The sequence below is a fragment of the Micromonospora wenchangensis genome, from assembly GCF_002210435.1.
In the GTDB taxonomy this organism is placed as follows: Bacteria; Actinomycetota; Actinomycetes; order Mycobacteriales; family Micromonosporaceae; genus Micromonospora; species Micromonospora wenchangensis.
Map to the genome: position 1 here is coordinate 1 of NZ_MZMV01000109.1, position 12,500 is coordinate 12,500.

The 12,500-nt window shown below is 72.2% G+C and carries 4 protein-coding genes (1 of these 4 running past the window's edge); all 4 read right to left on the reverse strand.

Annotated elements, in window-relative coordinates; all coding sequences use genetic code 11:
* The coding region (locus B5D80_RS31865; protein ID WP_144081831.1) for an amino acid adenylation domain-containing protein at nucleotides 1-8,358 on the reverse strand (8,358 nt) is incomplete at its 3' end.
* Entirely contained in the window at nucleotides 8,355-9,515 is a 1,161-nt protein-coding gene (locus B5D80_RS31870) for an aromatic ring-hydroxylating oxygenase subunit alpha (RefSeq protein WP_204926530.1), read from the reverse strand. The genes B5D80_RS31865 and B5D80_RS31870, both read right to left, overlap by 4 nt.
* 102 nt (nucleotides 9,516-9,617) lie before the next feature.
* On the reverse strand, nucleotides 9,618-10,943 hold the full coding sequence (locus B5D80_RS31875) for an NAD(P)/FAD-dependent oxidoreductase (RefSeq protein WP_342747162.1): 1,326 nt from the start codon (nucleotides 10,941-10,943) through the stop codon (nucleotides 9,618-9,620).
* Nucleotides 10,944-11,947: 1,004 nt separating this feature from the next.
* A protein-coding gene (locus B5D80_RS31880; RefSeq protein ID WP_088647642.1) for an SDR family NAD(P)-dependent oxidoreductase crosses the window boundary here: on the reverse strand, nucleotides 11,948-12,500 show its 3' portion. Its footprint extends 209 nt past the window's final position; the window shows 553 of its 762 coding nt (coding positions 210-762); its start codon lies off the right edge, out of view; the stop codon is at nucleotides 11,948-11,950.

The window sequence follows — 12,500 nt, forward strand, 5'->3', positions numbered from 1 at the left end:
CGACAACATGCGCGCATACCCGCCCGCCAACCGACGCACCCCGTCCTCACTCGCCGCAGAAACCTTCACCACAAACGACCGTTGCGGCAGGGATTCCCGGACGGCCGGAAGCGGAGCCTCCTCCACGATCACATGGGCATTCACCCCGCCCATCCCGAACGCCGACACCGCCGCCCGACGCGGCGCACCCACCACCCGAGGCCACGACACCGGCTTGTCCGCCACAAAGAACGGCGTGTCCTCAAACCGGATATGGTCATTCGGACGCACCACATGCAACGTCGCCGGCACCACCCCCCGCTCCAACGACAACAACACCTTCACCAACCCGGCCAAACCCGCCGCCGGCTCCAAATGACCGATGTTCGACTTGAGTGAGCCGATCGCACAGAACTGCGTCCGCGACGTAAACCCCCGCCACGCCCGGGTGAGACCCTCCACCTCGATCGGATCACCCAACGACGTCCCCGTGCCGTGGGCCTCCACCATCCCGATCCCCTCCACACCAACACCCGCATCCCGCAACGCCGCCACGATCACCTCCCGCTGAGCGGCACTACTCGGCACCGTCAACCCACTCGTCCGACCACCGTGATTCACCGCCGAACCCCGAATCACCCCCCGCACCCGATCCCCATCCCGCACCGCATCGACCAACGGCTTCACCACCACCGTCACCACACCCTCACCCGGCACGAACCCGTCAGCCCCCGCATCGAACGCCCGCGACGCACCCGTCGGGGAGAACGAGCGCAGGCGGGAGCCGAGCTGGAAGTACTGCGGGGACATGGCCAGGTGGACTCCGGCGACGATGGCCTGGTCGCACTCGCCGTTACGGATGCTGCGCACCGCCGTGTGCAGAGCCACCAACGACGACGAACACAACGTGTCGATCGTCATGCTCGGCCCCGACAGATCCAGGAAATAACTCACCCGGTTCGCCAGGATCGCGTTGTGGTTGCCCAGCCCGGCGGCGGTCTGCACCACGTCCCCGACGACCATGTCCCGGTAGTGCTGGTAGCTCGCGCCGACGAACACGCCTGTCGACCGGCCGGCCGTACGACCCGACAGGCCGGCGTCCTCCAGCGCGCGCCAGGCGGACTGGATGAGGTGGCGCTGCTGCGGGTCGATCCACTGGGCCTCGGCCGGTGAGATCCGGAAGAACGGCGCGTCGAAGTCGGTCAGGTCGTCGACGAAGCCCGCCCGGCGCAGGTAGACGGTGCCGGGCTCCGCCGCATCGGAGTAGTAGTCGTCGATGTCCCAGCGGGACTTCGGGACCTCGCGGAGGCAGTCCTCGCCCCTGGTGAGCACCTCCCACAGTTCGTCGAGGTTGCTGGCGTTGGGGAAGACGCCGTCGATGCCGACGATGGCGATGTCGTGCCGGTCCGGAGCCGTCGGGGTCGCCACCGCGACCGGTGCCACCGCAGCCGGACCCACCGGGTCCGCAGCCGGGGCGATCGGAGCCGGGACGGCCGGGACGAAGGCCGGAGCCGCAGTCGTGGGCAGGTCGACCGGGGGCAGGTCGGCCGTCGGCGCGACCGGCACCTCGGCGGGAGAACCGCCGCCCGGGAAGGGCGGCACCGCGCCGGGCGTCGACGCGGCGCCGGGCACGGCGGTGACGCCGTACGAGTCGCGCAGTTCCCGGGCGAGGTTCTCCACCGTCCCCACCTCGAGCAGCAGGGTGACCGGGATGTCCACGCCGAGCCGGGTGCGGATGTCCTGGGCCAGCGAGACGGCCAGCATCGAGTCGAGCCCCTGGGCCTCCATTGGGCGGTCCAGTTCGAGGGTCTCGACGTCGGTCTCCAGGCCCTCGGCGATCCACCGGGCCAGCGTCCGGCCGAGGTCGCCGGCACCGGCGGCCCCGTTGACGGGCAGGGGGACGGCGGTCCCGTTGACGGGCAGGGGGGCCGCCGCGGCGGTGCCGGGGCCGGACGCGGCCGGGACCCGACCGTTGCCGTCGGCACCGTGGACCGGGGCGGACCCGGGCGGGGTGCCACGGTGCCCGGGGACGCCGGTCGGGGCGGCGCCGTCGAACCGGGCCCGGTCGTGCGCACCCGCCCCGGTGGGCGGGGTGGGCGGCGGGGCCGGGGAGATCCGCCGCCAGGTGACGCCCCGGGCGGTGAGCACCGGCCGGTCGCCGTCGAGCACGACCAGACTGGCGGTGAGCAGCCCAGCGTCGGGCGCGCTGCCCCGGTCCCGGCGGGCGTACACGCGTACCTCACCGGTGAGCGGGCCCCACACGGTCAGCCGGGAGACGGTGAACGGCACGTAGAGGCCCTGCGCCCCGCAGGCGGCGAGGGCCACCTGGAACGCGCCGTCGAGCAGCCGGGCGTCCACCGGGCCGGCGTCGGGGCCGGCGTCGACCCGCAGGGTGCCGGTCGCCGCACCGTCCGCCGTGGACAGTTGGCGTACGCAGCGGAAGCTCGGACCGTACCGCAGGCCGTTGCGGTCGAAGTCGCGGTACATGCCGTCGAGGTCGACCGGGGTGAGCCCGACGGTGGCAGCCGGTGGGGTGGGCGTCGGATCGACCGGTTCGGGGTCGGCCACCTCCAGATCGCAGACCACGGCGGTGGTGCCGTCGCGGAAGGTGACCCGGGTGCCGTGCCGCTCGGCGGTGAGCGTCGCCGGCGGCCGTACGGTGGCCCGGAAGGTGAGGTCCCGCAGGGTGAAGGTGTCCCGGCCGAGCAGCTCGGCGACCTTGCCGGGGTAGCCGGCGCCGGGCAGCGTCGGGTCACCCAGCACCACGTGTTCCACGGCCTCCGGGTGCTCGGTCCACGACCCGGGTGGCGTGGTCGCCGGGGCACCGGCCGCCGGGAGCCGCCCGGCCGTCGACGCGGGCGCCAACCACAGGTGCTTCTCCTCGTGCGGGGCGGTGGGGAAGCGCACCGGAGCGCGTTCCTCGGCCACCAGGCCGTCGCCGGCCACGAAGCGGCGGGCCGCCGTGTCGAGGGCGTCCCGTCCGGGCGCGTCGCCCAGCGGGGGCAGGGTCCGCCCCGACGGGGTGGCGACGACCCCGGTGTAGAGGTTCCGGGTGCCCTCGGCGCGGGCGAGGAACAGCATCAGCTTGTCGTCGAGCTGTTCGACGGTGTCCACCACGCAGGCGAGCCGGTGCGTCGCCGCCGGCCGCTGCCGGCTGGCCACGCAGATCCAGGCCAGCGGCGGGCAGTACGGCGACCGGAGCAGGTGCACGAGCCGGTCGGCGAGGGTGCGCAGCCCCTCCTCGGAGCCCGCCGAGAGGGTGAGCAGGCCGGTGCCGGTCCGGGCGGGCACCCGGGTCGGCGACGGGGCCGCCGCGAGGACGGCGTGCGCGTTGACCCCGCCGAAGCCGAAGCTGCTGACCCCGGCGACCCGGGGCCCGACCCACGGGACGAGCCGGTCCGGGACGAACAGCGGCGAGTTCTCGAAGCGGAACGCCCGGTTCGGGAAGGTGAGGTGGGCCGAGGGCGGAATCCGGCCCGCCTGGAGCGCGAGGATCGTCTTGATCAGGCCGGCGATCCCGGCCGCCGGTTCGAGGTGACCGATGTTCGTCTTCACCGAGCCGACCGCCACCGTGCCGTGCCGTGCGGTGCCCAGGGCCGCCTGCAACGCCTCCAGCTCGATCAGGTCGCCGAGTTGCGTGCCGGTGCCGTGCGCCTCGATGTAGCCGACCCCGTCCGCCTCGACGCCGGCCCGCCGCATGGCGCTGCGGATCACCGCCTGCTGGGCGGTGCTACTCGGCGCGGTCAGGAATCCGGCGGCGCCGGTGTGGTTCACCGCGGACCCGCGGACCACCGCGAGGACCGGGTCGCCGTCGCGTTCGGCGTCGGCGAGTCGCTTGAGGACGATGACCCCGCAGCCCTCGCCGCGGACGTACCCGTCGGCGTCGTCGTCGAAGGCGCGGCACACCCCGGTCGGGGAGAGCATGCCGTTGCGCAGGAAGGACCGGGTCTTGGTGGGGGTCAGCACCAGGTTGGCCGCGCCGACGACGGCCGCGTCCACCTCCCCGGCGCGCAGGTGCATGGCCGCCTGGTGCAGGGCGACCAGCGACGACGAGCAGGCGGTGTCGACGGCGAAGCTCGGCCCCGACCAGTTGAAGGCGTGGGAGAGCCGGTTGGCGACCATCGACACCGCCGTGCCGGTGGCCACGTGCGGGTCGCCGGCCCCGATGCTGCCCGCCACCAGTTCGGGGAAGTCGCTGGCGATGGTGCCGATGAAGACGCCGGTGGCGGTGCCGAGGGAGGCGGCGGTGTGGCCGCAGCTCTCCAGGGCCTCGTCGGTGACGCTGAGCAGCAGCCGCTGCAACGGGTCCAGCCGTCGGGCCTCCCGGTCGGTGAGCTGGAACCGGGCGGCGTCGAAGTGTTCGACCCGGTCGATCCAGCCGGTCGGCACCTCGTCGGTGGCGGACCAGAGGTGGCCCCAGCTCCGGTGTCCGGTCGGCGCGTCGCCGACGCTGGACATCCCCTCGGCGAGGTTGGCCCAGAATTCGTCGGGGGTGGCCGCGCCGGGGAACCGGCAGGCCAACCCGATGACGGCGAGCGGCTCCTCGACGGTGTCGGGTGCCGGGGTCCCGGACGCGTTCGCCGGGGCGTGCCGGCGGGACGGGTCCTTTCGTACGGTGCCGGGTGCGGCCGGGTCACCGGTGGTGGCGGCCCGTTGTCCGCCGGGCGTACCGGCCGGGGCGGGGTGCGCCGGGTCCGGTGCGGCGTCGACGGTGCGGTCGGCGGCCGCGTCGGTGGTGGCCGCACCGGCCGCGACGACCGCCTCGGCGGCGGCCACGACGGCCTGCTCGGGGGTCGCCCCGGTGGTGTCGGGCCGGGAGCGGGCGGGCGTGCCGGGAGCGGGCTGGAGCAGTTCGGCGAGCCGCTCGGGGGTGCCGGTGGCGAAGATGGCCGGTGGGCTCACCGCGACGCCGAACTCCTCGGTGAGCGCCAGCGCCGCGCGGGTGACGTTGGCCGAGTCCCCACCGAGGTCGAAGAAGTTGTCGGTGACCAGGAACTCGTCGTGGCCGAGCACGGTGGCGAACACCCGCGCGATGCGCTGCTCCGGCGCGACGGTCGGCTCCGGCACGACGGCGGGCTCGGGCGCGACGGTCCGCTCCGGCGCGGTCGGCTCCGGCCCGACGGCCGGTTCGGGGGTGGCTGCGGTGGCCGCCGGGGACGCGACTGGCGCGACGGAGGGTACGCCGGTGCGGATGATGGTGTGCCGGTCCGGCCGCGGCAGCCGGTTGCGGGCGATCTTGCCGTTGTCAGTCAACGGCATCGCGTCGAGCCGCACGTAGGCGTCCGGCACCATGTACTCGGGCAGCCGCCCGCCGACGAAGGTGTCCAGTTCCGCCTTGACCAGGGTCCGCTCGCCGACGAGGTACGCGGTCAGCCGCGGTTCGCCCCGGCCCTCGAAGGCGACGGCGATGACGGCGGCCGCGGTGACCCCGGGGTACTCCGCCAGGACGCGTTCGATCTCGGCCGGTTCGATCCGGTTGCCCCGGACCTTGACCTGGGAGTCGGCCCGGCCCAGCCACTCGATCGCGCCGTCGGCGTGCCGCCGGACGGTGTCCCCGGTGCGGTAGAGCCGCTGACCGCTGACCGGGTGGGTGAGGAACACCTCGGCGGTCCGGTCCGGACGGTTGACGTAGCCCCGGGCCAGGCCGACACCGGACAGGTACAGCTCGCCGGTGTCGGCGGGTTCCAGGTCGGTGTCGAGCACGTGCAGGGCGAGGTTAGGCAACGGTTCGCCCAGCGGCAGGAACGCGCCGACCGACTCGACCCGGTGCGCCGACGCCCAGATCGTCGCCTCGGTGGGACCGTAGAGGTTCCACAGGGCGCGGGCGGTGCCGTGCAGTTGCTGGGCGGTTGCCGGGACCAGGGCCTCGCCGCCGGACAGGACGGTGAGCCGGGACGTCGGCGTCCAGCCGGTCTCCAGCAGCAGCCGCCACATGCTCGGGGTGGCCTGGGCGACGGTGACCTCGCCGATCAGGTCGGCGAGCCGGTGCGGGTCGCGGGCCACCGCCCGGGACGCCAGGGTCACGGTCGCGCCGACGGTCAGCGGCAGCAGCAGTTCCAGCAGGGAGATGTCGAAGGCGACGGTGGTGTGCGCGAGCACGGTGTCGGTCCCGGTGACGTCGAGCCGTTCCCCGATGCCGGTCAGGAAGTTCGCCAGGGCGGCGTGCCCGATCTCCACCCCCTTCGGCTCACCGGTCGACCCGCTGGTGAACAGCACGTAGGCGAGGTCCGCGCCGGTGACGGTGGGCGGCACGGCCAGCGCGGAGCCGTCCGGGCCGGGGATCGGCAGCACCGGCCCGACCGTCTCGCCGCAGGCCAGGCTGTGTTCGTCGGCGAGGATCAGGTCGCACTCGGCGACCTGCGCGTAGCGGCGCAGCCGTTCCACCGGGTAGTTCGGGTCGAGCGGCAGGAACGCCGCCCCGACCCGGAGGATGCCGAGCATGGCCGGGACCAGGTCGGGGCCGCGCTCGGTGAGCAGGCCGACGACGGACCCGGTGCCGAGCCCCTGGTCGTGCAGGTGGGCGGCGATGGCGTCGGCCCAGGCGTCCAGGGTGGCGTAGTCGATCGTCCGGGCCCCGCTGCGGACCGCTACGGCGTCCGGTCGGGCGGCCACGGTCGCCGCGACCAGGTCCAGCACGGTGGGTACGGGGGCGGCGGGCTCCGGCGCGGGCTCCGGGTGCGCCGCGACGTCGGGCGGGGCGGCGGCGAGCGGATCGGGGGCGGGCGCGTCGGTCGGCGCGGGTCCGGCCGTCGTCGGCGCGTCGTCGTCGGCGGGGACCGGTGCCGGGGCGGGCATCGGCGCGGCGGTGCCGAGGAGCATCGCCCCGAGGGCGAGGTCCTCGACCCGCTCGGCGAACTCCAGCGCCTCGTCGGCGGACATGGCGGTTTCCCGGACGAAGACCGTGGGCGGGCCGTCGTGCAGGCAGAGCAGGGCGATCTCGGTGTCCGGCTCGGTGGCCGCCTCGTCGTCGGGGTGCCGTTGGAGGACGGCGATCCGGGTGAAGGTCGGCCCGTCGGAGCCGACCGGGCGGTACGCCAGGCCGAGGCGTACCTCCAGGTCGGTGGCGTACCCGTGGCGGGCGGTCGCCTCGTCGAGCCGGGCGGCCAGTTCGTCGGCGGCGGCGGCGTCGAAGCGGACCGGGACGCGGGCGACGGCGAGCCCGTGGGTCGCCTCGGCCAGGGCCGGTGCGGCCGAGACCGACCAGGCGAAGTCGAAGCTCGGCGCCTCCATCCGTTCGGCGAGGACGGCGAGGAAGGCGCGGATGACGGTGACCGTCTCGGCCCACGACCGGGGCAGGTACGCCAGCTCGTACCGGCCGTAGTGCGCGGACGCGGCGGAGAAGTCGTGGGCGGGCAGCGGAGCGGGCCGCAGGTCGGTCAGCCGGGCCTTCCACCAGGACTCGTGCCGGCGCAGTGGTCCCTGTGCCTCGGCGATCGCCGCCAACCGCCCGGGGGGCGCGGCCGGCAGCGGCCGGCCCGGGGCGATGCCCAGCCGTTGGGCCACGGCCCGGCCGCTGAGCGCGCTGCCGTCGGTGGCCGTGAAGTCGCTCAGCAGCAGGTCGCCGTCGGGGGTGGAGAGGGTGATCGCGGACTCGGTGACGGCCGTCGCGACGGTCACCGACGGCGGGTCCTCGCGGGGGATGCGCCGGATCTGCCTGGTGAACACCGCACCCTGGGCGGTGACCAGGGCCGGCACCCCGAGCGGGTTGGGGAACGTGCCGTAGTCGAGGGCCTTGGCGATGCGTTCGGCCTCGACGGCGGAGGTGCCGGCGTGGATGAGCCCGCCGCCGGCGATCCGGTCGCGCTGGTGGTAGAAGCGGCGCTCACGGTCGGCGGTGTCGACGGGTTCGGGCAGTGCGCGCCGCAGCAAATGCGGGACGAGGTCGGCGAAGAGCGCGATGCCCACCTCGGCGGTCTCGTAGGTCAGGGACAGTGCGGTGGAGTGGGTGCGGACCGGGAACCACCGCTCCAGCAGCACGGGGCCGGCGTCGACCGCCTCGGTCATCCGGTGCCAGGTCGCGGCGTGCCGGGCCGCTCCCTCGTAGAGCGCCCAGGCGGCGACGTTGCTGCCGGAGTAGCGGGGCAGTGGACCGTCGTGGAAGTTGATCGCTGCCACCCGTGGCAGCGCCAGCACCGGGCCGGGCAGGATCCGGAAGTTGACGATGCTGAACAGGTAGTCGACCTCGGTGGCGGTGAGCGCGGCGGCGAGGTCGGCGTGCGGGTCGAGCACCGGGACGTCGTGCGCGTCCGCCCAGGCGGTGGCGACCGGTTCGTCGGTGAAGACGCCCTCGATCCGTACCCCGGCCGCGACGAGCTGGTCGGCGCAGCGGGCCAGGACCCGGGTGCCGCCGATGAGGAAGCAGGTGACCACGGCCGTCATCCCTCGGTGTCGACGGGGTCGGCCGTCTCACGCGCCACCCAGGCGTCGATCTGGGAGACGACCTCCTCGTCCAGGGAGAGCTGGCCGGGTGACCAGAGCGGGTTGGACAGGCCGCGGTGGGTCCGCTCGCACATCTCCCAGTCCTCGTAGTTGGCCTTGTCCCAGAGCGCGAAGACGGCCTCGTGCGAGAAGTCGCTGCGGGCCGTCTCGGAGGGGTGGAACAGCCAGAAGTGCCGTACGTAGCAGGTGCTCGGGCTCTCCGGCCAGACCCACTGCATCATCACGTAGTCGGCGGTGAAGCCGAAGAGCAGGTTCGGCAGGATGGTGATCCAGTTGATCTTCTTGAGGTCGGCGTCCGGGACCAGCGGCATGGGTGCCCGGTCGCTGCGTCCGGTCATCGACACCGAGTTGTACTTGTCCCGGATGACCTGCCACGCCCCGACGATGTCGCCCTTGAGCTCGTAGGTGCCCGCGTCGTCGAAGTCGGTGATCCGGTGCAGGTCCTTGTGCGCCGTCGGGAAGTGCAGGCTCTCGTTGACGTTGTGCGCCACCAGCTTCCAGTTGGAGGCGACCGGGTAGTCCTTGGCCTGCACGCACTTCAGGTCGGCCAGCTCGTAGACCCGGGCGAACTCGCCGAACTCGCCGAGCGAGGCGTCGAGGTCGGGCGCGTCGTCGGAGAAGGTGATGAAGACGACCCCGAACCGGATCTCGGTACGCACCGGCAGCAGGCCGTTCTTCTCCTTGTCGAAGAAGTGGTCGAAGTACGTGCCGTTGAAGCTCTTGAGCTTGCCGTTGCGGTCGTAGACCCAGCAGTGGTAGATGCAGACGATGCTCTGCCGCTTGCCGGCGGCCTCCTCCACCAGCCGGTACCCCCGGTGACGGCAGTAGTTGTGGTACGCCTGGATGCCGTTGTCGCCGTTGATGATCAGGATGGAGCCGGTGCCGATGGTCAGGGTCGCGTAGGAGCCCTTCTCGGTGAACCGGGAGACGTGGTCCACCGGCAGCCAGCGGCGGCGGTAGATCCGTTCCAGCTCCCGCTGGTGCTGCTCCTCGCCGGTGTAGAACGCGTGGGACCGGCCACGGCCGCCGGTGTCGTAGTACGGCCGTTGGTCGTCCTGTTGGCCGATGAGATCGAACATGCTGGACGCGCGCGTCATCTGCCTGCCTCCTCCGGGGGGGTCAAGTGCCACGAACGGACGGCGGAGGACGGGGACGTCCTCCACCGTCGTGCCGCGCTGTCCCGCGCGGCCTCACGCCGATCAGGACGGTTCGTAGATCCGCTTGTGCTGGGGTACGCCGGCGTCGTCGTAGATCCGGTCCAGGTTGTCGGGGGCGAACAGCTCGTGCCCCTCGACCCCGCCGGCGATCATGCCGAGCATCTTGGTGGTCCACTCCCGGCTGGTGCTGATCGCGCCGAGCACCGCCTCCAGGTACGGGTCGAGGGTCAGCTCGGCCATCGCCGTGGTGTAGTCGTAGACCGGCGCGCTCTCCTCGTCGCGCACCTTGACGTAGTCGGCGAGGGCGTCGTCCATGGTCCGTTCGCCGGAGAGCGCCTCGTGGATGCGGTCGGCGAGCAGCTCGCCGTGCAGGAAGGCGTCGGTCATGCCCCACCCGGTGATGGGGTCCTTGTGGTAGCCGGCGTCACCCACCAGCGCCCAGCCGGGGCCGTGCGAGCGGCGGTAGTAGTTGTCCGGGTAGCGCATCGGCCGCAGCGGCTCCTCGCGCCGGCCCTGCTCGCGCAGCTGCGCGCCCATCTCCGGCTCGACGTCGTCGAAGACGGCCAGGAAACGCGCCTCGGGGTCCTGCCGGAACTCCTTGAGCTGCCGGCGGGTGCAGATGACGGCGACCATGTTGACGTCGCCGTTGGTCGGCCAGGTGCCGAACCACTGCTCGTGGAAGCCGGTCTTGTGGTGCAGGCCCCAGTCCAGGCCGCTGTAGTAGGAGTAGTAGGTGAACCCGGCGGCGGGCCGCACGTTGTACAGCTCCGCGCCGACCTTCCGGGCCACCGTCGAGTGGAAGCCGTCGGCGCCGACCACCACCGTGGACCGGAACTCCTGCTCCGGCCCGTCGCCCTCGCGACCCCGGATGCCGACCACCCGACCGTCGGAGAAGACCAGGTCGGAGACGGTGAACTGCTCCAGGACCTCGACGCCGGCCCGGCGGGCCGCGTTGACCAGGATCTCGTCGAGCACGACCCGACGCGGGCAGTAGACGGCGTCGATCCCGTCGATCGGGTCGGCGAACCCGATCAGCGGGATGCCGTGGTTGGCGTAGTTCATCGTCCGGATGGCCGGCGTCTTCGCGTCGATCACCTCGTCGAGCAGTCCCCACGCCTGGAGGCGGGACAGCCCGGCCTGGTGGATGTAGTGGGTCGACACCGCGTCGCTCGGAAAGGAGGAGCGGTCGACCATCAGAACCCGGTGGCCTTGCCGGGCCAATAGCATTGCCACGGGCGAACCCGCGCAGCGTGCACCGACAACGATTACATCGAACATGGGCCTGCTCCGATCAGTCGTCAGCCCTGGAAAGCAACCGTCCAATGCGGATGTGGGATTGCCACGAGAGTACGTTTCCACGTTCCTCATGGTCAATACGCAGGTTCGTCGCGGGGTGGTGAATGAGAACGCTAACAAGAAGTAGTTCCTGCTTGTCGACCATGCTCGAATTGGCCGAATGTGACGTGGGTCACATGCATAAAGCAGCCTGAATGAAAGCTGAGAATTGCGCTGAGCTGGGATGATCACTTTCGGTTTACCAAATCACCCCGACCAATCACAGAATCGAGTCGGGGCGAGCAGCCCCGCAGTCGTCCCACAAGCAGGGCCATCCGGCGGAGCGCCCACCTGGGCCAATCGGCGGCGAGATATCCCGAGGGTGGGCCAAACCCCCAAGAAGGGCAAGATCCCTCGTTAACACTTACCGCAACATTTCGGTCACGGCCACCCTGAACAGGAGATACGTCCACCATAATCGAAGTTGATCGATTAATATCCGGCCAGCACCGCAATGGTGAAGAATCTTGATGATTGCCTTCGGCAATCTCTGGCCCACCATTTGGTTGCCTCGACGAATCGTTGCCCCGGGCGCTTTTCTCCACGCCCGGGCGACGAAGGGCTTCCACCGGGGACGCCACCCGCCGCCGATCGACCCGCGCCACCCGGACGCATCGACCCCCCGGCGCGGACAGTCGACATTTTCGGTACCTATCGAGACGGTGGAGACGAGTCGCCGAATACCTATTCCGGTCGGCCGGCGGTACGGTTTCGGGCACCGGAATCGCGGAAAGAACCGTCGGACCAGAAATGCCGACGCGTCGGGCACAATGCGATACGGTCCGTAACGGCGATGCGGAGAGAAACAGTCACCCGGGCATCGCGCGGGTGGACGCGGCCGGGAGACGACGCCTTTGCCGACGCCGGGGAACCACCTCTTCCGCGCGGACGTCAGGTTGCGGTCGCCCGCCCACCGGACTACACCGGTGGGCGGCCACACCGGCCCCCGAGCCGTCCGGCAGACCGGGTCGGTCGTCGACGCTCCCGACCCGGCCGGCGGGCCGATGTGCTCCGGACCGCCGGGCCGCGCGGTGGGATCAGCGGGGTGCCATCCGCAGCGCCCCGTCGAGGCGGATCACCTCGCCGTTGAGATAGTCGTTGCCCACGATGGCGAGCACCAGGGCGGCGTACTCGTCGGCGTCGCCGAGGCGGGCCGGGAACGGCACCCCGGCGGCGAGCCCGGCCCGGTACTCCGCCGACACGGTCTGCATCATCGGCGTCAGCATGATGCCGGGCGCGATCGTCATCACCCGGATGCCGTGCGCGGCGAGGTCGCGGGCGGCGGGCAGGGTGAGGCCGACGACGCCACCCTTGGACGACGCGTACGCCGCCTGGCCGATCTGCCCCTCGAAGGCGGCCACCGAGGCGGTGTTGACGATCACGCCCCGTTGACCGTGCCCGTCCGCGGCGGTCTGCGCGATCCGTTCGGCGGCCAGGGTCAGCACGGTGAACGTGCCGACCAGGTTGACCCGGACGACGCGGGCGTACAGCTCGAGGTCGTGGACGCCGCGCCGGCCGAGGATCCGCTGCGACGGGGCGATCCCGGCGCAGTTCACCACCGTCCGCAGGGGCGCGTCGCCGTCGGCCGCC